Here is a 21081-nt window from a genome sequence, read left to right on the forward strand (position 1 = left end):
CGAAACAGTGAATTGCCCATCGTTATGATTCCGCAGTAGCTCAGTGGTAGAGCAATCGGCTGTTAACCGATTGGTCGCAGGTTCGAATCCTGCCTGCGGAGCCATCGTGGAGAGCTGTCCGAGTGGTCGAAGGAGCACGATTGGAAATCGTGTAGGCGCCAACAGCGCCTCAAGGGTTCGAATCCCTTGCTCTCCGCCATTATCCATCAGCATGGCCCGTTGGTCAAGTGGTTAAGACACCGCCCTTTCACGGCGGTAACACGGGTTCGAATCCCGTACGGGTCACTTCTTGTGGAGGATTAGCTCAGCTGGGAGAGCACTTGCCTTACAAGCAAGGGGTCGGCGGTTCGATCCCGTCATCCTCCACCATTCTAAATAATTTTATCGCTGCGGAGTGGAGAAACAAGCCTTAACTTCATCCAAACCGCTTCGAGTTGCCCCGGCGCATCTCGCTTCCTCGAGTCAGCTAGTAGAGGAAGGGGCAACGAAAAATTCACTCAGAGTATGATCAAAACTGTATCATTTCTTATCGCCGCGGGGTGGAGCAGTCCGGTAGCTCGTCGGGCTCATAACCCGAAGGTCGCAGGTTCAAATCCTGCCCCCGCAACCAAAAATGGTCCCGTAGTGTAGTGGTTAACATGCCTGCCTGTCACGCAGGAGATCGCGGGTTCGAGTCCCGTCGGGACCGCCACCATTGAGAGCGGGACGAAGGACGTTTTCCTTCTGAATAAGTTAAGGGTAGAGCTACTATATATATGGCTCGGTAGCTCAGTCGGTAGAGCAAAGGACTGAAAATCCTTGTGTCGGCGGTTCGATTCCGTCCCGAGCCACCATATAATTAAGATGCGCATGCCGACTTAGCTCAATTGGTAGAGCAACTGAATCGTAATCAGTAGGTTGCGGGTTCAAGTCCTGCAGTCGGCACCATCCCATGGAGGGGTAGCGAAGTGGCTAAACGCGGCGGACTGTAAATCCGCTCCCTTTGGGTTCGGCGGTTCGAATCCGTCCCCCTCCACCATTTTAACAAAGGGGCATAGTTTAATGGTAGAACAGAGGTCTCCAAAACCTCCGGTGTGGGTTCGATTCCTACTGCCCCTGTCATTTTTATAATCATTATGGCGACTATGGCGAAGTGGTTAACGCACCAGATTGTGGCTCTGGCATGCGTGGGTTCGATTCCCACTAGTCGCCCTTCACTTACAGCGTTGGGGTATAGCCAAGCGGTAAGGCAACGGACTTTGACTCCGTGATGCGTTGGTTCGAATCCAGCTACCCCAGCCACGAAATGCGGAAGTAGTTCAGCGGTAGAACACCACCTTGCCAAGGTGGGGGTCGCGGGTTCGAGTCCCGTCTTCCGCTCTCAATCAAGGCGGCATAGCCAAGTGGTAAGGCAGAGGTCTGCAAAACCTTTACCCCCGGTTCGAATCCGGGTGCCGCCTCCATCTAATGAATAAAAGGTATTGACGGATGTAAGATGATTTGATAAAATATCGATTGTCGCGCCGATGTGGCGGAACTGGCAGACGCGCACGACTCAAAATCGTGTGGGGTAGCCCCCCCGTGTGGGTTCGACTCCCACCATCGGCACTGAAAATTAGATGTATCAAGGATTCCTGCGAGATGTAGGAATCCTTTTTTATTTTATCCTCATACGATTCCTCATTAAAAAATCTGATTCAGTATTCCTCATACGACTTGTCAAAGAGGTGATATTTTGGCAAGGCGTAACAATAATTTATCCCCTAATGAGATTTTTGAAATGCACACAAACTATATCCAATCTGATGCTATTGATTTTCAAATAGCGTTAGAAAAATTCATTGAAGATTGCGAAATACGGAATTGTCGTCCTCAAACTATTCAGTATTACAAAAATGAATTATCTGTATTCTATAAAATTCTTCGTGAACAAGAAATTGAAGTTAATATTTACAGAATGACACCAGAAATCATTAAACAGAATGTCATCTTGTATATGAAGAATCAGAAAAATTGTAGAACGGTAACGATCAATACTCGGCTGCGTGCATTAAGAGCGTTTTTTAACTTTCTTGAACGAGAAAAAATCATTTCTAAAAAACAAAACCCTTTTCATGAAATCAAATTACTCAAAGACCGAAAGAAAGCAGTACCTACCTTCACAAAAGAAGAAATTCATATTCTTTTCAAACAACCAAATTTAAAAACTTTCACTGGTGTAAGAGATTTAACGATAATGATGCTTTTACTAGAAACAGGTATAAGGGCTTCTGAATGTGTCGGGATTCGATTATCAGACATAGATTTTCAACGTTCCCGAATCCTCATTCAAAATACAAAAGGTTATAGGCAACGATATGTACCGATTCAGAAGCAAATGAAAGAGCAGTTAAAAAAATATTTAGCAATTCGTGGCACATTAGATCATGATTATCTATTTGTTTCGATTGATGACACTCCTTTAACAAAACGTCAAATGCAGGCGCAAATTGAATCATATGGAAAGAAATGCGGTATTCATGCGACTTGTCATAAATTCAGACATACCTTTGCACGGCTTTCCGTTGAAGCAGGTGCTGGAATCTTTGAACTTCAAGCGGTTTTAGGACATACCTCGATGGAAATGGTGAAACATTACGTCAATCTATTTTCTGATGACGTGGTTGAAAAGCATAAAACATTTTCACCGATAGAGAATGTGTTTTCAAACAGAAGAAGGAGATGATTAAATGAAAACTTTCGGCACACTCATTTTTCTAAACGGACAAGCATTTTTGGAATTAGAAATTGGTGAACTCATTGCTTTAAATAATTCGTTCATTGTAGAAGATTTAAACGGTCAACCAATTACACTGGATGACAAATATGCAGGACAACAAATCGTAATCAGAAAGGCGGTGGCTTGATGAAAACAATTCAGTTGAGCGAAAAAGAATTAGCAACGTTAAAAGCGGCGGTTTGGGCGCAAATTCAAAATGTTAATAAAGATATTCGTTTTGCACAAGAACAAGGGAAAAATATTTCGTTTCTCCTTGAGTTGAAAAAAGAATTTGAGCAAGCATTTGAAGCATTAAAGTATGCCAATTAAAGAAAGGACGAAAGGAGATAAGAACATGAAAGCACTAAAAACAAAAGAATATGTAGTTTTTGCAGATGTGAAAACAACAGTTTCTATGAAGGTGAAAGCAAATAATCCGCAAGAAGCGGAAATGATTGCACAACGCCAATTAAATGGTAACTATTCACCCCGATGCTAGTGTGTAAAGTAGCCCAGCAGAAATAGGGCATTTCTGTCATAGAAAATGCCCTACGTAGCGGAAAGAACACGATCTATCGTTTCGCCTGTCAACAGAAGACACAACGAGTCCCACACGTTTTTTTCGTGCTTGGTGAGTGTGGAAACGATGCTCCTTGCGATGCAAAACGACTGCGCGAACGTTTCCTGACGAAATGTACCCGAGATGTTCTCTTTGACTTTGACCATGCGAAGATCCCGTTCGGCTTGGTTGTTGTCAAAGGGAACGTGGGCTTCACGCAAAAAGCGCAGCGCTTCTTCCTTTCGTTTTTGAAGTCGCCGAACGAAGGAGAGCGCTTTTTTCGGCAACGGTGTCATCCCTTCCAACTGATGGTTGGCTTTCTCGAGTATGCGATCATACACGTGCTCCCAACGTTTCGCTTCTTCTTCAGGAAGAAAGCCACCATGTTGTTCGACCACTTGTTTGGCATTTAATAGAAACGTGGTCATCCGTTTTGCCCATGTATGCCCTTGTTCGATGAATCCTTTCAAGTCACGTAAATGATGGGCATGACAAAGGGCATGTGTGGCTTCGGTGTATCTCGGGTATGTACCGAATGCATCATGCATCATCGTTCCTTTATATCGTGGAAGAATCCCGATTTCATCGGTTGCTTTCTTTCCACGAGAAGCGTGAGGAGCTAAGTACGTATATGCGGATGTACAGGCGACATGAACCCAGGCCTGTTTGCCATCGATCCGCAAGCTCGTTTCATCGACATGCAAGATGTCCGATTGAAGCAATGCTTCCTCGATGATGTCCATGTTTGGTTCGAGTGCTTCGCGACCTCGTTTGACCATATTGACAAGTGTTCCTGTGCTGATCGGATGTTGATATAGCTCTTCCATCATGTCACGTAAACGTTGATATGGAATCATTTGTATGTTGTATAAATACACGACAAGCGCCGTGATCCGTGGACCATATTGCACATGATTGGTGACGTGTGATGGGAACTCGGCTTGTTGCACGCATCGGCAATGTGGACATGATTTCACTTCGCGTTCATGTTGTGTCACTTCCATCGTCACGGGAGGCAGATCAAACACTTGACGGACATCGACTTTGAACGGTTTTACGTCACGCAAAGAAGACCCGCATCCTTGACACGTATCTACGCGATGGACGACACGATGATGTGGATGTTCCACTTGACGGAGCGTCGTTCCCTCATGTCCCTCCCGTCCGCCAGGCTTTTTGCCAGACGGCTCGCGGGAGGAACGCTTTTTCTCAAAACGGTCAGAAGATGGGGGCAGATGGCTATTAGAGCTGTTTTTTTTCGTGCGTGCTTCCAGCTCTTGAACGCGATACTTCAGTTGTTCATTTTCTTTGCGTAGCTGTTTGTTTTCTTGACGCAAATGTTCATTTTCTTGAATGAGTTGATGAATGAGCTGTTTTTGTTGTTGGACTTTGCTGATTAAGCTTTCAACCGTAAATACAGCTTGTTGTACCGTCAACATGCGATTCACCTCCTTGTCTATCAATATTCACATCATAGACAGGAAAACCAAAAAATATTCAGCTCACTTTATGAGGTGGCTGAATAGTTACATTAAATGATTTATCGGTAGCAAATATTAAATTGCATATAGAACACTTGAACGGTGAAGTTTTGAAGCCGAATGTCGAGAACTTTGAAATAGAAATCAATAGTATCAAAGAAGAATAATTAAAAAAATCGGGAGTGATGCGGCAACATCACTCCCAGTTAGGATAAGCATATTGAAAACAGTTCGGGTACTTAAAGCATACAATATTTTTTAAAAACATACAAGATGTATGCTTATTTCAATATGCTTATCCTATCGAACATATATTCGATAGGAGGGCAGACAATGAAAAGCGGTAATATTGAGCAATTTAAGCATTTGTCACAGTTTCGGGATTTAAAAGATTTTAATAATAACATTGAACAATGGATGATTGATTTAAAATCTAAATTCACTAAATCTGAATTGATCGCCTTAAAACGCCTTATTCGTTTCAGCGCAAAAGTCGCTGGTGTTTGCAATGCGAAGATCGCAACTATTGTTTCGGCTACACATGAATTAGATGGGATTGGTATTAGCCGTTCAACTTTTAAGCGCATGGTTACAAAAGCAAAAGCGTTTGGATTACTTACTGTTTATGAAACAGAACGAAAAAACGGTTCTCAATCATCTAACCTATATGTGTTTAATCGCTATCCAGTAAAAGAAGATGTTTCTTTTTCTCAAACAATTGAACTACCCAAAGAGGAAAAATTGGACTGCCCACAAACTAGCAATCTATCTAAAACTAGCAATCAAAATAATATAAATAAACGTAATAAAAATGTGTCTGACAATAAATATTTAGGAGATAAACTTGATGGTTCATTTACAAGCAGTAGAGTGCCAGTAGAATTTAGGGATTTAGTGAAGTGCTTTTATGACGATTACAAAGTGATCGAGGAAATGTGGAAGGTTATTCAAATTCAAACGTATTATTTATCATACTACACGCAGCAAAACCGTATAGAATTGGCTATTGATTCATTCAAACAATTAGTACGAAACATTAAACAAGGGCGGAAAGTACGGAATATTTTTGGCTATTTCTTTAGAATTGTACAAAAGAAACTAGATGAGGAATATAAAAGTATTCTGTTTGAGGTTGCCTAAAGTTTTTCATTGTGTAAAATGGAAAATTCGGCTTAAAAATGAGGTTGTATTATGGGCGATATTATGATTATAAAAAATGTAGATAATTACGTCAAAAAGCCTAAAAAAAAACTTGTTTAAAAAGTTATATTATGAACACTATAAAATAAATTATAATAAAACAACCGTTTTAAATTGTGTCAAAAAATCGGTAAAAATAAGCCTTTAAGGGAAATATATAAAGATGAGGAGGTATTTTTAGCGAAAAATCGTAAAAATTTTTCGTTTAAATTGCTATATTATGGGGAGTATATAATTTTCTGGCTCTTCACCAAAAGTTGTGCTTGATTTTTTATAACACGCTCTACTGACGCTTGTGAGGAAGAATCAGCAAATCAATGATTTTTGCACATTCTTGTTCAAGAAAGCGTATCACTTGTCAAGTACATGTTGTGGTGATGAACCATTTTTTCTGTGAAAAAGTGTCACAAAACATACTTGAAATATTACTAATATATAGAGAGAGTTATTTTTGTAATAAAGTGCGGAAAATTTGACAAAATAAATACTTGAAAAATTACTATATATAGAGTGACGAAAAATCGTAAAAAAATCTCTGAAAAAAGCAATATTATGGATACTATAAAATGAAGATTTGGAAGAGACTCAAGAAACAAAGATGGTTTTAAATCAATTTGTAAAAAATGCGATAGTTACACGAAAAACTGCAAAAAATAGCATTTTTACTTTAATATATCTATGTAAAGATAAAAAATATAATAAAATAACCGTTTTAAATCGTTCACAAAATTGTCATAATTTGTAACTGTTCAGCCATTACATAGAAAAAGTTTACGAGATCGGGTTTATTTCTGTTCCCCTTGTCTATACTATATAGATGCAACGAAGAAGTTTAACATATCCTTGACGGAAAAGCGGTTTGCCCATTTTCGACTGACGGAGGCAAGCCACAGGCTTGCCTCCGTCACGCCAAGGCGTGACGGAAGACCGAACAACCGCCTGCTTCACAGGCCCATATATGGGTCTGGAAGCGGCGTTGTTCGGTCGCCCGACAGTCGATCAAATACTCGGGAAAAACTACAAATGGTAAAGCTTCAAATTGCATCTATATAGTACCATCCAAGACAAGGGAGGTGAAAAGGATGGCAACCGTTGTTTTTGATTTCCAACAAGCAGTTTTTACACTCGAAAGCATGGTCGCAAAAATTCAGCGCCAAGCACAAACGATTGAAAAACTCGTTCGAGAAAACGAGCAACTACGTCAAGAAAACCAACGGCTTCGACAAGAAACCCAACAATGGAAAGCACGTATTGCAGAATTAGAAGCCTGTACGAAAAAAAACAGTACCAATAGCCATTTGCCGCCGTCTTCTGACCGGTTTGTGGCGAAATCTCCTTCTCGCCAACCGTCGCAGAAACAGCCGGGAGGGCAGCCGGGGCACCGAGGAACGACGCTCCGCCAAGTACCAAACCCTGACCACCGAGTCCTTCACCGCGTGACCCAATGCAAAGGATGTGGTCACTCTCTAGAACATGTTGCTCCGCTTCAAGTAGACATTCGCCAAGTGTTCGACCTTCCCGTGGTTCGCATGGAAGTGACTCAACACGAACGGGAAGTAAAGGGGTGTCCGGAATGTCATCTCGTCCAGCAGGCGGAGTTCCCTTTTTATGTCACAAATCATGTCCAGTACGGTCCAGCCATCACTTCCCTTGTTTTATACTGGAATCATGCGCAGTTGATCCCGTACGAGCGTGTCACGGAGATGGTCAAAGCGCTAGTGGATCATTCGATAAGTGCAGGCACAGTCGTGAACATGACGAGACGGTGGCTGCCTGTGGTAGAAGCAGCGATCAAAGAGATCGACGCGGCGCTGCTCGCTTCCAAGACGTTGCACGTCGATGAAACGAGCCTGCGTGTGAACGGAAAGAACCAATGGGTGCACGTGGCTTCCACTGCCAAGGTCACCCGATACGGACTTCATCGCTCTCGTGGAAAGAAAGCGACGGACGACATCGGGATCTTGCCACGGTACAAAGGAACGATGGTACACGATGCGTATTCGGTGTACCCGATGTACACAGAGGCGAGCCATGCGCTTTGCCACGCCCATCATCTCCGGGAGCTTCGGGCATATACAGAACTTTACGGCCATTCATGGTCGAAAGAGATGACCGAAGCGCTGTTAGAGATGAAACAGGCGGTGGAGAACGCGGGCGGAGCTCTACCGGAAGAGGAAGTCCGGTATTGGGAAGCCGTGTACGACGAGCTTCTAGCGAATGGTCGCCGAGAACTCGAGGAGCGTTGCCGACAAGGCAAGCATGAAGGCGCCCGCAACGCGCAGAATTTCATCCAGCGTCTAGAAAAGCGCAAGCAAGAAGCGCTTCTCTTCCTGCGAAAGAAAGAAGTACCGTTTGACAACAACCAAGCCGAGCGCGATTTGCGGATGGTGAAAGTCAAACAAAAAATTTCCGGAACGTTTCGTCAGGAAGACGATGCCGAGGCTTTCTGTGTCATGCGCAGCGTCATTTCTACCCTGCAAAAACACGGAAAGCCGGTTTGGGAATCGTTGCAAAGACTTCTAAGTGGGGAGTCTCTCCAAACGATTCTCCATTCCTTCTAGGGCATTTTCGATACGGGAAATGCCCTATGGGTGCTGGATTCTGAAAATCTCACGAATATTGGGCTGAATGGATACCATAATTTAAAGTTAGAGTGGGAAAATTTGTAAAAATTTATACTTGAAATATTACTATATATATAGAGATAATTACGTCAAAAATCCTAAAAAATTTTTCTCTAAATTGCTATATTATGAGGAGTATAAAATTTTTTATATAATTACGTCAAAAAAATGGGGGAAATTGATTATTTTTTACAGAATATAATATTATGAAGGGATAATTACAGGAAAAATCGTAAAAAAAAATCTGTTTAAAAACCTATATTATGGATACTATAAAATTTTTTCATGTGGGTAAAATGAAGAAAATTTAGTACTATTTAATAAAAAATGTTCTTATTTATGAAGGGGTAAAATGGTGCATTTAATAAAAAATGTCACTATTTATGAGAAGGTATTTTTCATTGAGTGCCGACATGATCGACATTCAATGAAGGGTATCTCCTTCAATACTTCTACAATTCGAGATTCTTTTGTGTTGTCTAGTGTCATATTTATTTAATTAATTCTTGTTTCATTTCTTAATCCTCCACTTGCTTTGCTCACTCTTTTATTTTTAAAATCAACGTACAAGGTGTTTTATTAGATTCATCTTGTACGTTGATTTATAAATTTGCTGGCTAATTCGTTGTTTTCTGATATTCGTTTGTGACGGTTGGTCGGCTTTAAAATGTCTATAGACAAAAAACGAATATCCTGCATGCACATAATCTTTTTCTGAAAGTGTTTTCTGTGTGTGTGCAGATGAAGCACGGGCGAAAAACACTTTCGGCTACACAATGATGAGGTTTGAGCATTTCGATTCGTTGTGTAGTATGTTCTGTGTATGAGAATTTAATAGGTCAGTTGTTTCTACAATGCAAAAAAATGCTCAGTGGAGTGTAGGCTTCTACACTCCTTTCAACTTTTTGTTTTGCGACTTCTTCATTATTTCTTTGCTTTTTCGCCTCCATTTTCTTGAGTGGGCTTTTTGCCTACTCTCTTTTTTTTATCTCTTTTTTACTCATATTTTTTAATTTTTCATGAAAGGAGGCGTTGACAAAATGGATTTAACACAAATTTCAATTGAGCAATTCGCAAGTAATGGAGTATTTGCACTTCTTTTTGTGTGGTTGCTGATTGATATGAGAAAAGAATCAAAAGAACGTGAACAGAAACTCATTGAACAAATTGAGAAACAAAACGAAGCACAGGAACGTATCGTTCAAGCAATCGAACGATTAGAACAAAAAATCGAAAAAATGGAGGTGTCAATGAATGGCTGAAATTACGTCTAGTGCATATCAAGCGTTGAGAAACTATATTCAAAACAACTGGAAATACATTGAGTTAAGAGATGATACAGGAAATGCAATTATAAGATTATCGCCTTCCGATTCAAGAGTTTCATGGATTCATAGCGCAGGAGATCAAATATTAAAATTACAAGTTGTCATTAAAGGTTCTAATACTGATATTCAAAAGCCGAAAACATTTGCTTCAAGTGCAATATATGATGTTGCTACTGGTGGTCAACCTTATTCAATCGAATCATTTTCACCATTTACTATTGAATCAGACCAAGACGAATTAACGGTGATTCATGAAATTCAAGTGCCGAAAGTGTGATAATTATGAGAGGTGCAGGAACGCAAGAAAATCCTTTTATTATTGAAACGTCAGCCGATTTACAAGCGATACAAAACAATCTTTCGGCTTATTACGAATTAGCAAATGACATTGACATGAAAGGTGTGACATGGACACCGATTGCGTCCGATCCCACAAACAGATTTACAGGAGTAATTGACGGAAAAGGACATAAAATATTGAATTTTACTATTAACGACACTACAAAAGATCAACAAGCGTTCATCATTTGGACAAATGCAGGAGCAACATTTAAAAATATTGCTTTTGAAAATGCGTATGTAAAAGGAAGAAATTACAACTCCGTTTTTGTTGCTAGACCATTTATGACAGTATTTGAAAATTGCTATATACAAGGAAGAATAGAGGGTACTTCATACAATGCTGCCTTTTCATATGCTTCTTCAAGTACGACATACAGAAATTGTTTTGTTGATGTGACGGTGTCGGGTTCATACGCAGGTGCGTTTGTTTCAGTAGACAATAGTAAATCTTTTTTTGAACGATGTTATTCTAATGCAAATGTGCCGTTTATACAGAAACCTAATACAAATTCGGGTTATCAAACTACATATTCATATTGCTACTTTAATAAAACAAAATACAACGGAACAAATCAAAACGGATTGAATGGTCTAACAGACACACAAATGAAACAACAATCATCATTTGCAGGATGGGATTTTACAAATGTTTGGTATATGCCACAAAATGATTATCCTAAATTACAGGTTTTTCTCGGTATTAAAAAACAAACGATCAACCTTCAATCATATATCAATCCTATTCAATCTGATATAACTAAAACAAATAAATCAACGAAACAAATACAATCATTTACTGATAATTTGCAGTCATTGACATTGAGTAAACGTGTAAAGAAATATCTTCTATCGACATATACCCTATCAATTACAACAAGCGTTCAGAAGTCAAATAGAACGGTTAGAAGTGTAACACAACAGGTCACAAGTTATATGAATCCTATTGATTCAATCATTGAACGCAAGACAAAGACATTTAAGCAATTATTGTCTTACATTGACAATATTCATTCTAATGTCAATGTAATTGTTCTGATACAAAATAAAATTGTAAATGGTTATGTGTCTGTATTAGAAAATCCTTCTTCATCGTATTGTATTGAACACAATTCTAATACATACACAATCGAAAATCCTTCCAGTGTGGAGGTGATATGATGGCACTGGCAGGCGATACAATACGTTTAAAATGTCATTTTAAAACGTTTGATGGACAGTTAGTTGATCCTGCCGACGTGAAGTTGACGATTTATGATGCACAAAAGCAACAAATTGAAGAAATTTCTCTTACAGACACCAGTAAAGAAAATGGTGTCTATTTTTATGACTATGTATTACCCGATGACAAACAAGAAATTATTTTCGAGTTTCGAGGGTTGTATAACGAAAAACCTATCCTTTCAAGAGGAAAGGTTAAAATTCAATTTTTTAAATGAAAATGGAGGTATGTGATATGGAAAATGAAAAAATTACTCAAGAAAATCAAACTCAAAAACAACAACAAGATCAACAACAAGACCAAACTCAACAAGTCGATATGAAAACATATCTTGAACTCGTTACAAAAATGGAAAAAATGGAACAAATGCTTTCACAAGAAGCAGAAAAAGCGCAAAAGATGGCTGAAAAAGAACAAGAACTATTTCAAAAACAAGTACAATTAACACTTAAAGAAAATGGTTTAGAAAAGTTTGCTGATATTGTAAAAGTTAATGATGAAAATGAATTGGCTGATGTTGTGAAGAAGTTAACTGCTATCGTAAACGAAATTAAAATTGAAACAGGTTATGTACCAAGCGATCATAAACAAATGACTGCTTATGAACAAGCGAAAAAACAAGGTAATACAAAGAATATGATTAAAGCGATTTTTGGCATGAAAGATTAATCTTTCGTGCCGTTTTTATATATCTAAAAAATTTTTAGGAGGATGATAATATGTTTACAAGTCAAGATTTTGTTTCAGGACAAAATTATGACCTTAAAGATGTTCTTATTGAAGTGAATAAAAAACAAACTCCTTTTGTTACTTTCTTAATGTCTAAAACAGTAAAAGCGACTAGCCCACAAGTGCATTGGATTACAGAAGAAATTGCAGATAGCGCAGTAACGCTTGCAGAAGGTGGAGACGCTCCAGCGTATGTAAAAGATACGCTTGCTCCACGTGATAATTATCTTGAAATTTTCGCTGCTACTGCTACTGTAACAAATACTGCACAGTATTCTAAAGCAACTGGAATTAATGATTTACTTGCCCATGAAGTTGAAAAGAAAACAAAAGCCATTAAACGCAGAATGGAAAATAAATTTATTCATGGAACTAAAGGATATTCTAACGGAGTTTACACAACAGACGGTATTCTTGCACAAATTCATCCAGATCATAAAGTCACTGGACAATTAACTGCTGATGCTTTTGAAGAAGCAATCGGCAAATTGTACGATGCAGGTGTTTCTGATGAAATTCTTGTATTCGTACCTGCTCGTATTAAGAAACAATTAAACGAATTAGGAAATGTTGAATTTTATGCCCGTGACAAATTCTTGGGCTTTGACATAGAACAATATATTACTGTATTCGGTACAGTTAATTTCATTCTTTGTGAAGAGTTAGGAAATAACAAATTCTTTGCAGTAAATCCTAACTATTTAGAAATGCCTGTTTTAATTCCATTCCACGCACAAGTAGAAGCAGTAAGTGGCTCTAAACAATCTATTTACCTTGAAACTCAAGCAGGCGTAAATCTTCTAAATGACAAAGCAGCAGTTTCTTTTGAAATTACCGAATAATTAAATACATAGCCAAAAAGAGGATAGCGCATCTATGCGTTATCCTCTTTTTTTATAAAAAAATTATTCATATTTTTGACAGAAAGGAGTGAAAGGAAATGAATATTAAATTGCGTGATGAGTATTTACTCAAGCGCAGAAAAAAGAGAATTTCACAAAAGGAACTATCACAAGTACTACAATGCTCGCAATCTCTATTAAGTCGCTATGAGCGTGGTCAATGTGGCATGAAAAAAGAAAAAGTTGAATTGTATAGACGTTATATAGATGAAAAATAAAACACATATTTTATAGAAAAAAGAAAATGGAGGTGAAAAAGTGAAGAAAGTACGGAACACGTCATGACCGCCTCCTTTTACTTCAAAAAACAAAAATTTTCTTTGGAGTAAAAGGAGGAAAGCAACCCTTCAATATGAAGGGTTGTAAAAGGGTTATTGACGAAAAAAATCAATATTTATTTTGAGTTTTTCTAAAAGGATGGCGGGAGTGTTCTCTTTCTTTCACCGCATGAAATGAAACAGAAATTAAGAGAACTATTCCCTGTTTGGTGTTCGGATTATACATCAAAACAAAATACACTTATTTTAACTGATGATTTTGATTCACTTGTAGGTTGCGCTATTGAAAAATACGTAAAAGGAAATGAAATTAATTACTTTTATAATTTTAAAAACATATTCGTTGCTGATAAAGAAGATAAACGGAAAGCAATAGGAATTGACCTTGCTTTACATAAGGGTAAATCATGGTGCAATCATGTTGTAAGAATTAATGAAAATGACTATGTGAATCCTCTTACAGCAAACATTAACGCTTTATTGAAGGTACATGCAGGTAACTACACAAAGAAATATTCCATGTCCACAACATTAACTATATGGAGTTTTTACGGTTTATCTTTACCAGCGACGAGAGAGGGAAAAATGATTCTTTTAGCAATTGATTCATCGTTCCTAGGGCATTATTCTGATAAGTTTAGAAAAATACATAATACATATTTACATTTGCTTGGCTTTGATGAATTGATTGATTTGCTTAACGAAACAACAAAAGCCGATTATTTACATATTCAAGAAAAGTACAATCTTAAATCAAAAATCATAATGAATGATGAAGGATATTTAGAAACTGATGTTGCCCTTGCAGAATTGCAAGAGTTTTTTGATTTTCCGATAGAGTTACCTAATAAGCAATTTACTTTAATGGCGCAATTTAAAACACAAGACGCTTATACATATCAAATCCAATCAAAAGATCAAATACCGAATTTAATTTCATTTGCGCTTACTGGCACAAGAAAGATGAAATATACAACACTTTGCTAGGAGGTAATCAGAAATGAATAAAAGTAATTATTTCTTTTGCTATGACAAGAGATTAAGGGATTTTTTGAGATGTGAAAAAAATATCGACTATATATGTGAAGGACGGCATTTGAAAACAGGAATGATTTTTACGGTCTTTGAACGTACGGAATTTCTCAATCAAGCCATTCTTGAATGGAAAAATCGTTAATTTATAGGAGGTAATCAAATATGATGACTTATGCAGAAATGGAACAATTATTACAATTTAATGATTACGAATCTAAAATCTTTATGCCGAATGAGATTTTTGAGGATTTAAAGAAGAATATCGACAATCCTTCACATATTGCTTTTGCTTATTCCTATATTTACTTCATTACATGGCTATACAGATATGCAAAATACGGAATGGTTAATGAACTGATTGAACAAAAATTCATTAAGAAGATATTGGGGTACAATGAAAATTATAAAAAGTTGGATTATTTGATTAAACAAAATGGAGTCCTTGAGCAAATAGGTTATATTCGCACAGAAAAAGATTTTCCTATTGCTTATTCTTATGATGAAATTGATGGGCTACAATTTCAATATATTGATGACTTCAAGGAATTTAGAGCATATATAAAAATGTTAAATGTACCGAAAAATTATAAAATTAAATTCCCTGTAAAGGCATTTTACAGAGATAAAGAATCAGAAGAGGATTATTATGAAGATGGTACATTCTTTTATGTTGATAAAACGCATTTAGTGCCATTTGAAGCATTTATATTTTGTATGACGAATGATGATTTAGGGTGTACAGGGTTTTACCTGTACGCCTTTTTGCGTTGTATGAATCAAATTTATGATGGATATAGAGTTCCACTTGAAACATTAGAAGAAAAAACAGCGATTAAAGGGCGGACACTTGATAAATATCTTGATGCATTAAAAAAATATGGGTCTTCACCATTTTCTGTGATTTCTACTCAATCCTAGAGACATGTTAGCTGGATGAAATAGGTTCATCAGTCAGGATCCTTCTTCCGCATACAGACCACGAAGTTGGTAGAATGGAAACAGTCAAGTGCTTTCCTTGACGGGTTCCATTCTACCAACTATCATACCGATAGCGGAAGAAGGGAGCGCTTAAGCAGCCTGACTGCCTGTAGTGTTCCCTGTACACTCCAGAAATACACGCAAACGAAACCGTTCTAGATTTCGATAGCCATATGCCCGGCGTTTGATGTTTTTGATCTTGTGATTCGTCCCCTCAATTCGGGCATTCGTATATGGGCACAAAAAGTAGGAAAGAATAGGCTCCTTCCACCTTTCAAGCGTGTTGGCTGCTTTCTGAAAAGAAGCAAAAGGGCTCTGTTTGGCTAACTGAATCCATTCTTCCAAGCGTTCCTTTGCTTCATGATATCCATCGGTTCGGTAAAAATCCCGAAACAACTCTTTCAGATAATAAGCAATGGAAAGTGCCGGATACTCCTCCAAGATATCGTCTAATCGAAGCCGTTGGTCCTTACGAAGCTTTTCACAGCCTTTCAAGAGAAGATATCGAGCCTTTTTCAATGGAGAAAATTCCTTTCTTGCTTGATCCAAGGCTTGTGTCACTTTTTGAACCACATGGTACTTATCGATGACAATCGAAGCAGATGGAAACAGGGCGCGAACCGCCTTATGATAAGGTTCCCACATGTCAAGAATCACCGTTTGGACCATTTCTTTCGACAGGATATTTTGGCTCAACAAGTTGATGGCGGAGTCACATTGGCGATCGGCATGCATTCCCATGACCGATCCGGCTCTGGCATCCATCAATACAGTTTCATACTGATGTCCCTTTTTTACAGCGATTTCATCTAAACTAAGCACCATTCCTTCTTGAGAAGATGCTTCTATCGCTGTTTGACGCTCTTTTGCTTTTTTCGATGCGATGGAGTAATAAATGCGTTCCAATGTTGTATATGGGATGCGGTGCTTTCGGCTAACCTCTTGAATGGTGGAGCCTTCGCAAAGTTCATACAAGTACTCACAAAATCGATTGGTGTAGTGTTGATTGGGTGGAATCGATTCCAAAGAGGCGGAAAACACTTGAGAACAATTCCAGCACCGATAGCGCTTTACCTTTATGAACAAGTACACCGGTTGATGGAAAATCGCCAAATCCCGTACTTTTCTTGTCCGTCTGTCGTGGACAGAGGAAGTGGCAAACCCACAATGAGGGCAACGTTCCTGTGTCTCTGTTTTCTCTACATGAATCGCATAACCATAGGAAAGAAGTTCTTGTTTAATCACTTTAAATTCTGGCAATCCTAGTGGTATAGAAAGCACTTACGAGACCTCCTTAATGTTTATTTCACCGCTAACATTATTGCCAGGATCTCGTCAGTGCTTTCTCTTTTTTGTCACTAAATCACAAAATTTGGTGATGAACCAAAAATATAATATGATTCACTGTAAAGTAGAAGATTTTGTTGTTGGGCTTGGAAAAGGTGAAAAAATGCCAAATACATATTTCACAAATGAGCCAACTAATTTCACAAATAACGCTAAACAGTATCAAAAAAGAAAGGTAATGAGTGTATACACATATTACAAACAACTCGAAGAAAAACAGAAACTGGCGATGCAAATTGAAGAACAGATGAATATGCTACAAAATAAAAATTAAAAAGGTAACAAATTTGCGGTATATATAACATATAACATTTAACTATATACTTTAGAATTAAAAAGGTTACAAAATTACGGTATATATAATATATAGAATAATTAATTATATTTATTATTACATTACATCTATTATTAATTATTATATATACCGCAAATATATAACCTTTTAGAATTGTAAATAAATAATACAGTAAAAATACACTATATTATATATACCGCAAAAAGATAACCTTTTTAAATTTCAAATGATGGGCTAACAAACGCTAGTCCATTTTTTTATTTAATCAAATAAATAGGGGGAATCTTTATGAAAGAATTTAAAGAAATGATGAAAAATATTGAAATGATACAAATGCGTTTATCGCTAATGAAGTTAAATCTTTTAGAACAACAATTGATTACAAAAGAAATATTGTCTGACATAAAACGATTAGAAAAATATCTTGAATCAAAGGAGGATAAATAATGAACATTCACAAAGCATTATCAAAACTGGAGTGGCGCAAAAGAGCATATTTCATGCGGAAATTTCAAATACGATCACCGAAAAATGAACATATTTTAAATATGTCTGATGAAGAATTTCTGAAATGGGCGGATAGAAAGTCGATGATCGTCTTTCAGAACTGGGAACAAACAGATGAGTATTTTGAATTGTATATGTTGTATATGAAGGGCAAAATGCAACGTGATTTAGAAACCGTATATGACGTTGTTTCAGAAAAAGCAAAACAAGGTGACGAAAAGGCGGTTAAATTGTTTCTTCAATTACATAAAGATATGAATCAACTTCAAAAAGCGATGAATCGGACACAGACAAAACAAGAAGAAGTGAAAGAAGATGAGGATGATGATTTAGAGATTTAAAAACAGACAGTATGTCGGTTTTAGAAGATAAGCAGATTTTGCGTAGGGGGTTACTCATATGTGAGGAAGGTATCGCAATAGTTGGCGATACCTTTTTTCTTTTTGCAGGAGGTGAGATTGATTGGCTAAAAGATTGACAAAAGAAGAAAAAATAAAAATCATTATGAATGATTTTAAACTGTTTGCGAAGAACTTCATTAAGATCGTTGACAATAACGGCGATACTGTACCGTTTGTTTTGAATCCAGAGCAGGAACAGTTTATGAATGAGATGTCAAAATATAATATCATTCTTAAAGGACGACAAATTGGCTTCACAACGTTATCTCTTGCCTACATGTTGTATAGTGCATGTACAAAGCCCGATACTAACTATATCATCATGACTCATCATGCAAGTGTAAGTAAATCACTTTTCGTTAAATTGAAGAAAATGTATAAAAATCTTCCGCATGACAAGTATCCGAATTTGTTTCCTAAAACACTTTTAAATAACAGGGATGAGTTGTATCTCGACAACGGCAGCCGAATCATTATTGCTACTGCAAGCGGTGAAGATTCAATTTCGGGTAATACTTTTCAATTAATTCACTTGTCTGAAATGGCGAAATACCCTGCCGATGTACAGGAAGAAATAATTGCAACATGTATTCCTGCACTTGCAAAGAATGAATCTAGTGCAATCATTATTGAATCAACTGCTTTCGGCTACAACACATATCAAGAAATGTTTATGAAAGCATACAGGGAAAAGGATAGTGTTTGGAAGGCGTTCTTTTTCTCGTGGCTTGCAGAAGCATATACAAAACAATTTAAGCATACATTCGATGAGGCAGAGGCGTGGTGGAAAGCAAATAACAACGGTAGACGAATGACATATGAGGATTTAGATCATGATGAAAAGATTCTCCGTGATAAATACGGTGCTACATATAGACAATTAATGTTTAGACGTTATTATATAGCGACAAATTCACTTGAAAAGTTTAGACGTGAGTTTCCGACTACACCAGACGAAGCATTTATGAAAACGTCAAAGAGTGTATTCGACATTAATAAGATTATTGAACGACTTCATCATGTGATACCGCCTTTAGAAACAAAAGAGGTCATGAGAGTTTTACCCGATACCTTAAAATCATACATAAACAAAAATCTTTTCATTTATCATTTACCGAAACAAAAAGTAAGACACTATGCGGGTGTAGACGTTGCAAGTGGTCAAGGTGGAGATTATTCAACAATGTCTATTTTTGATGCCGATGGACAGCAAGTTGCTTCATTCTATGCGAATGATATTCCTGTTTATCGTTTTGCAGAAATAGTGAATGAATTAGGGCGTTTTTATAATTACATCTTTATTTGTGTTGAAAGGAACTCACTGGGATTGCCTTTACTGGAACGATTACGGAAAGATTATGGATATATGAACTTATTAAAACAGAAAGTGTTTGACCAAAGAGGTAAACGGAAAATGCAACTTGGTTTCCAAACAACAAATGTAACAAAGCCGATTATTATAAACGATATGAAGGAAATGTTTGAATTAGGGCTTATTAATATTGAATGTGTGCGAACTTTAGAGGAAATGAAAATTTATCAAGAAGATAACAAGGGGAGAATGGGTAATAAAAAAGGAAATAATTTTCATGATGATATGATTATCAGCGTGGCTATGGCGTGCCAAGCAATGAAACAGGCAAAATACTATGTAGATATTTAATTTTATTTGTTGAGCGAAAGAAATCAATAAATACCAAACTTGAACGAGTTTGCGCAGCATTGTGCATGTTCGTGCAGGGGTGTGCCAGTTGGTACACTTTTTTTTATTTCACTTTTAAAAAGGGGGAATATAAATGAATCTTGGTTCATCACCAAATTTTGTGATTTAGTGACAAAAAAGAGAAAGCACTGACGAGATCCTGGCAATAATGTTAGCGGTGAAATAAACATTAAGGAGGTCTCGTAAGTGCTTTCTATACCACTAGGATTGCCAGAATTTAAAGTGATTAAACAAGAACTTCTTTCCTATGGTTATACGATTCATGTAGAGAAAACAGAGACACAGGAACGTTGCCCTCATTGTGGGTTTGCCACTTCCTCTGTCCACGACAGACGGACAAGAAAAGTACGGGATTTGGCGATTTTCCATCAACCGGTGTACTTGTTCATAAAGGTAAAGCGCTATCGGTGCTGGAATTGTTCTCAAGTGTTTTCCGCCTCTTTGGAATCGATTCCACCCAATCAACACTACACCAATCGATTTTGTGAGTACTTGTATGAACTTTGCGAAGGCTCCACCATTCAAGAGGTTAGCCGAAAGCACCGCATCCCATATACAACATTGGAACGCATTTATTACTCCATCGCATCGAAAAAAGCAAAAGAGCGTCAAACAGCGATAGAAGCATCTTCTCAAGAAGGAATGGTGCTTAGTTTAGATGAAATCGCTGTAAAAAAGGGACATCAGTATGAAACTGTATTGATGGATGCCAGAGCCGGATCGGTCATGGGAATGCATGCCGATCGCCAATGTGACTCCGCCATCAACTTGTTGAGCCAAAATATCCTGTCGAAAGAAATGGTCCAAACGGTGATTCTTGACATGTGGGAACCTTATCATAAGGCGGTTCGCGCCCTGTTTCCATCTGCTTCGATTGTCATCGATAAGTACCATGTGGTTCAAAAAGTGACACAAGCCTTGGATCAAGCAAGAAAGGAATTTTCTCCATTGAAAAAGGCTCGATATCTTCTCTTGAAAGGCTGTGAAAAGCTTCGTAAGGACCAACGGCTTCGATTAGACGATATCTTGGAGGAGTATCCGGCACTTTCCATTGCTTATTATCTGAAAGAGTTGTTTCGGGATTTTTACCGAACCGATGGATATCATGAAGCAAAGGAACGCTTGGAAGAATGGATTCAGTTAGCCAAACAGAGCCCTTTTGCTTCTTTTCAGAAAGCAGCCAACACGCTTGAAAGGTGGAAGGAGCCTATTCTTTCCTACTTTTTGTGCCCATATACGAATGCCCGAATTGAGGGGACGAATCACAAGATCAAAAACATCAAACGCCGGGCATATGGCTATCGAAATCTAGAACGGTTTCGTTTGCGTGTATTTCTGGAGTGTACAGGGAACACTACAGGCAGTCAGGCTGCTTAAGCGCTCCCTTCTTCCGCTA

The 21081-nt window shown here is 37.8% G+C and carries 22 protein-coding genes and 15 tRNA genes; 35 read left to right on the forward strand and 2 right to left on the reverse strand.

All coding sequences use genetic code 11. From position 1 onward, the window contains the following. The first annotated feature begins 29 nt into the window (after positions 1-29). The 19 genes from LG52_RS00740 (at position 30) to LG52_RS19590 (ending at position 3236) form a co-directional block, all read left to right on the forward strand. A tRNA-Asn gene (locus LG52_RS00740) sits at positions 30-104 on the forward strand. A 4-nt stretch (positions 105-108) separates the two neighbouring features. Then, positions 109-199: transfer RNA gene (locus LG52_RS00745), tRNA-Ser, on the forward strand. A gap of 14 nt (positions 200-213) precedes the next feature. Then, positions 214-285, forward strand: a tRNA-Glu gene (locus tag LG52_RS00750). 8 nt (positions 286-293) lie between these two features. Further along, a tRNA-Val gene (locus LG52_RS00755) sits at positions 294-369 on the forward strand. Between the two features lie 164 nt (positions 370-533). Further along, positions 534-610 (forward strand) — tRNA-Met (locus tag LG52_RS00760). A 5-nt stretch (positions 611-615) separates the two neighbouring features. Further along, a tRNA-Asp gene (locus LG52_RS00765) sits at positions 616-691 on the forward strand. A 66-nt stretch (positions 692-757) separates the two neighbouring features. Next, positions 758-833: transfer RNA gene (locus LG52_RS00770), tRNA-Phe, on the forward strand. 18 nt (positions 834-851) lie between these two features. After that, a tRNA-Thr gene (locus LG52_RS00775) sits at positions 852-927 on the forward strand. 6 nt (positions 928-933) lie between these two features. After that, positions 934-1018: transfer RNA gene (locus LG52_RS00780), tRNA-Tyr, on the forward strand. Positions 1019-1027: 9 nt separating this feature from the next. Further along, positions 1028-1098, forward strand: a tRNA-Trp gene (locus LG52_RS00785). Positions 1099-1118: 20 nt separating this feature from the next. Beyond that, positions 1119-1191, forward strand: a tRNA-His gene (locus LG52_RS00790). Positions 1192-1206: 15 nt separating this feature from the next. After that, positions 1207-1281, forward strand: a tRNA-Gln gene (locus LG52_RS00795). A gap of 6 nt (positions 1282-1287) precedes the next feature. Beyond that, a tRNA-Gly gene (locus LG52_RS00800) sits at positions 1288-1359 on the forward strand. A gap of 9 nt (positions 1360-1368) precedes the next feature. Beyond that, positions 1369-1442, forward strand: a tRNA-Cys gene (locus LG52_RS00805). Positions 1443-1501: 59 nt separating this feature from the next. Next, positions 1502-1587 (forward strand) — tRNA-Leu (locus tag LG52_RS00810). Positions 1588-1714: 127 nt separating this feature from the next. Beyond that, positions 1715-2704, forward strand: a complete 990-nt coding sequence (locus LG52_RS00815; protein ID WP_044730462.1) for a tyrosine-type recombinase/integrase — start codon at positions 1715-1717, stop codon at positions 2702-2704. A gap of 4 nt (positions 2705-2708) precedes the next feature. After that, positions 2709-2885 carry a hypothetical protein gene (locus LG52_RS19585; protein WP_156135612.1) on the forward strand — a complete coding sequence of 59 codons (177 nt, stop codon included), beginning with the start codon at positions 2709-2711 and terminating at the stop codon, positions 2883-2885. Then, positions 2885-3067 carry a hypothetical protein gene (locus LG52_RS00820; RefSeq protein ID WP_052524459.1) on the forward strand — a complete coding sequence of 61 codons (183 nt, stop codon included), beginning with the start codon at positions 2885-2887 and terminating at the stop codon, positions 3065-3067. Before LG52_RS19585 ends, LG52_RS00820 begins: the two co-directional genes overlap by 1 nt. Before the next feature lie 25 nt (positions 3068-3092). Further along, positions 3093-3236 (forward strand): hypothetical protein, encoded by a 144-nt coding sequence (locus LG52_RS19590; RefSeq protein ID WP_156135613.1) that lies wholly within the window; start codon positions 3093-3095, stop codon positions 3234-3236. 50 nt (positions 3237-3286) lie between these two features. Here LG52_RS19590 and tnpC (LG52_RS00825) read toward each other — a convergent pair whose 3' ends face one another. After that, on the reverse strand, positions 3287-4735 hold the full coding sequence (gene tnpC / locus LG52_RS00825) for an IS66 family transposase (RefSeq protein ID WP_044730464.1): 1449 nt from the start codon (positions 4733-4735) through the stop codon (positions 3287-3289). Between the two features lie 375 nt (positions 4736-5110). Here tnpC (LG52_RS00825) and LG52_RS00830 point away from each other — a divergent pair, with 375 nt between their 5' ends. The 11 genes from LG52_RS00830 (at position 5111) to LG52_RS00880 (ending at position 15352) form a co-directional block, all read left to right on the forward strand. Next, positions 5111-5917, forward strand: coding sequence for a hypothetical protein (locus LG52_RS00830; RefSeq protein ID WP_044730465.1), 807 nt, complete (start codon positions 5111-5113; stop codon positions 5915-5917). 1142 nt (positions 5918-7059) lie between these two features. Further along, positions 7060-8538: an IS66 family transposase gene (tnpC, locus tag LG52_RS00835; protein WP_044730466.1), complete on the forward strand. Its 1479-nt coding sequence runs from the start codon at positions 7060-7062 to the stop codon at positions 8536-8538. 1103 nt (positions 8539-9641) lie between these two features. Further along, the gene (locus LG52_RS00840; RefSeq protein ID WP_044730467.1) at positions 9642-9863 is read left to right on the forward strand and encodes a BhlA/UviB family holin-like peptide; all 222 of its coding nucleotides are present in this window, start codon (positions 9642-9644) and stop codon (positions 9861-9863) included. Next, on the forward strand, positions 9856-10206 hold the full coding sequence (locus LG52_RS00845; protein ID WP_044730468.1) for a hypothetical protein: 351 nt from the start codon (positions 9856-9858) through the stop codon (positions 10204-10206). The genes LG52_RS00840 and LG52_RS00845 overlap by 8 nt, the downstream gene beginning before the upstream one ends. 5 nt (positions 10207-10211) lie before the next feature. Continuing rightward, the gene (locus tag LG52_RS00850; RefSeq protein ID WP_044730469.1) at positions 10212-11429 is read left to right on the forward strand and encodes a hypothetical protein; all 1218 of its coding nucleotides are present in this window, start codon (positions 10212-10214) and stop codon (positions 11427-11429) included. After that, positions 11429-11707 (forward strand): hypothetical protein, encoded by a 279-nt coding sequence (locus LG52_RS00855; protein WP_044730470.1) that lies wholly within the window; start codon positions 11429-11431, stop codon positions 11705-11707. The genes LG52_RS00850 and LG52_RS00855 overlap by 1 nt, the downstream gene beginning before the upstream one ends. Before the next feature lie 17 nt (positions 11708-11724). Further along, complete coding sequence (locus tag LG52_RS00860) at positions 11725-12159, forward strand: hypothetical protein (RefSeq protein ID WP_231584409.1); 435 nt, start codon at positions 11725-11727, stop codon at positions 12157-12159. A gap of 50 nt (positions 12160-12209) precedes the next feature. After that, on the forward strand, positions 12210-13061 hold the full coding sequence (locus LG52_RS00865) for an SU10 major capsid protein (protein ID WP_044730471.1): 852 nt from the start codon (positions 12210-12212) through the stop codon (positions 13059-13061). A gap of 98 nt (positions 13062-13159) precedes the next feature. Continuing rightward, positions 13160-13339: a helix-turn-helix domain-containing protein gene (locus tag LG52_RS00870; protein ID WP_044730472.1), complete on the forward strand. Its 180-nt coding sequence runs from the start codon at positions 13160-13162 to the stop codon at positions 13337-13339. 234 nt (positions 13340-13573) lie between these two features. Further along, positions 13574-14386, forward strand: coding sequence for a hypothetical protein (locus LG52_RS00875; protein ID WP_044730473.1), 813 nt, complete (start codon positions 13574-13576; stop codon positions 14384-14386). A 210-nt stretch (positions 14387-14596) separates the two neighbouring features. Next, positions 14597-15352, forward strand: coding sequence for a hypothetical protein (locus LG52_RS00880; RefSeq protein ID WP_052524461.1), 756 nt, complete (start codon positions 14597-14599; stop codon positions 15350-15352). Between the two features lie 150 nt (positions 15353-15502). Here LG52_RS00880 and LG52_RS00885 read toward each other — a convergent pair whose 3' ends face one another. Further along, positions 15503-16693: an ISL3 family transposase gene (locus LG52_RS00885; RefSeq protein WP_044730474.1), complete on the reverse strand. Its 1191-nt coding sequence runs from the start codon at positions 16691-16693 to the stop codon at positions 15503-15505. A 16-nt stretch (positions 16694-16709) separates the two neighbouring features. On the opposite strand from LG52_RS00885, the gene LG52_RS19595 reads away from it, so the two are divergent. The 5 genes from LG52_RS19595 to LG52_RS00900 all read left to right on the forward strand — a co-directional run bounded on the left by LG52_RS19595 (position 16710) and on the right by LG52_RS00900 (position 21062). Then, a complete protein-coding gene (locus LG52_RS19595) occupies positions 16710-17033 on the forward strand; it encodes a hypothetical protein (RefSeq protein WP_156135614.1) in 324 nt (107 codons plus the stop codon). A 309-nt stretch (positions 17034-17342) separates the two neighbouring features. Beyond that, positions 17343-17501, forward strand: coding sequence for a hypothetical protein (locus tag LG52_RS19600; protein WP_156135615.1), 159 nt, complete (start codon positions 17343-17345; stop codon positions 17499-17501). Beyond that, positions 17501-17902, forward strand: a complete 402-nt coding sequence (locus tag LG52_RS00890) for a hypothetical protein (protein ID WP_052524463.1) — start codon at positions 17501-17503, stop codon at positions 17900-17902. The genes LG52_RS19600 and LG52_RS00890 overlap by 1 nt, the downstream gene beginning before the upstream one ends. A gap of 121 nt (positions 17903-18023) precedes the next feature. Next, entirely contained in the window at positions 18024-19625 is a 1602-nt protein-coding gene (locus tag LG52_RS00895) for a terminase large subunit domain-containing protein (protein WP_044730475.1), read from the forward strand. 246 nt (positions 19626-19871) lie between these two features. Beyond that, on the forward strand, positions 19872-21062 hold the full coding sequence (locus tag LG52_RS00900; protein WP_044730476.1) for an ISL3 family transposase: 1191 nt from the start codon (positions 19872-19874) through the stop codon (positions 21060-21062). The last annotated feature ends 19 nt before the right edge of the window (positions 21063-21081 follow it).

Origin of the sequence: Geobacillus kaustophilus (assembly GCF_000948285.1) — a bacterium.
Classification (GTDB): Bacteria; Bacillota; Bacilli; order Bacillales; family Anoxybacillaceae; genus Geobacillus; species Geobacillus thermoleovorans_A.

Excerpts from the sequence above, each read along its gene's own strand:
- LG52_RS19600 (WP_156135615.1), top strand. The coding sequence starts at position 17,343 with ATGAAAGAATTTAAAGAAATGATGAAAAATATTGAAATGATACAAATG.
- tnpC (WP_044730464.1), bottom strand. The coding sequence starts at position 4,735 with ATGTTGACGGTACAACAAGCTGTATTTACGGTTGAAAGCTTAATCAGC.
- LG52_RS00865 (WP_044730471.1), top strand. The coding sequence starts at position 12,210 with ATGTTTACAAGTCAAGATTTTGTTTCAGGACAAAATTATGACCTTAAA.
- LG52_RS00870 (WP_044730472.1), top strand. The coding sequence starts at position 13,160 with ATGAATATTAAATTGCGTGATGAGTATTTACTCAAGCGCAGAAAAAAG.
- tnpC (WP_044730466.1), top strand. The coding sequence starts at position 7,060 with ATGGCAACCGTTGTTTTTGATTTCCAACAAGCAGTTTTTACACTCGAA.
- LG52_RS00875 (WP_044730473.1), top strand. The coding sequence starts at position 13,574 with ATGAAACAGAAATTAAGAGAACTATTCCCTGTTTGGTGTTCGGATTAT.
- LG52_RS00845 (WP_044730468.1), top strand. The coding sequence starts at position 9,856 with ATGGCTGAAATTACGTCTAGTGCATATCAAGCGTTGAGAAACTATATT.
- LG52_RS00820 (WP_052524459.1), top strand. The coding sequence starts at position 2,885 with ATGAAAACAATTCAGTTGAGCGAAAAAGAATTAGCAACGTTAAAAGCG.
- LG52_RS19590 (WP_156135613.1), top strand. The coding sequence starts at position 3,093 with ATGAAAGCACTAAAAACAAAAGAATATGTAGTTTTTGCAGATGTGAAA.
- LG52_RS19585 (WP_156135612.1), top strand. The coding sequence starts at position 2,709 with ATGAAAACTTTCGGCACACTCATTTTTCTAAACGGACAAGCATTTTTG.
- LG52_RS00850 (WP_044730469.1), top strand. The coding sequence starts at position 10,212 with ATGAGAGGTGCAGGAACGCAAGAAAATCCTTTTATTATTGAAACGTCA.
- LG52_RS00855 (WP_044730470.1), top strand. The coding sequence starts at position 11,429 with ATGGCACTGGCAGGCGATACAATACGTTTAAAATGTCATTTTAAAACG.
- LG52_RS00890 (WP_052524463.1), top strand. The coding sequence starts at position 17,501 with ATGAACATTCACAAAGCATTATCAAAACTGGAGTGGCGCAAAAGAGCA.
- LG52_RS00830 (WP_044730465.1), top strand. The coding sequence starts at position 5,111 with ATGAAAAGCGGTAATATTGAGCAATTTAAGCATTTGTCACAGTTTCGG.
- LG52_RS00880 (WP_052524461.1), top strand. The coding sequence starts at position 14,597 with ATGATGACTTATGCAGAAATGGAACAATTATTACAATTTAATGATTAC.
- LG52_RS00840 (WP_044730467.1), top strand. The coding sequence starts at position 9,642 with ATGGATTTAACACAAATTTCAATTGAGCAATTCGCAAGTAATGGAGTA.
- LG52_RS00860 (WP_231584409.1), top strand. The coding sequence starts at position 11,725 with ATGGAAAATGAAAAAATTACTCAAGAAAATCAAACTCAAAAACAACAA.
- LG52_RS19595 (WP_156135614.1), top strand. The coding sequence starts at position 16,710 with ATGTTTATTTCACCGCTAACATTATTGCCAGGATCTCGTCAGTGCTTT.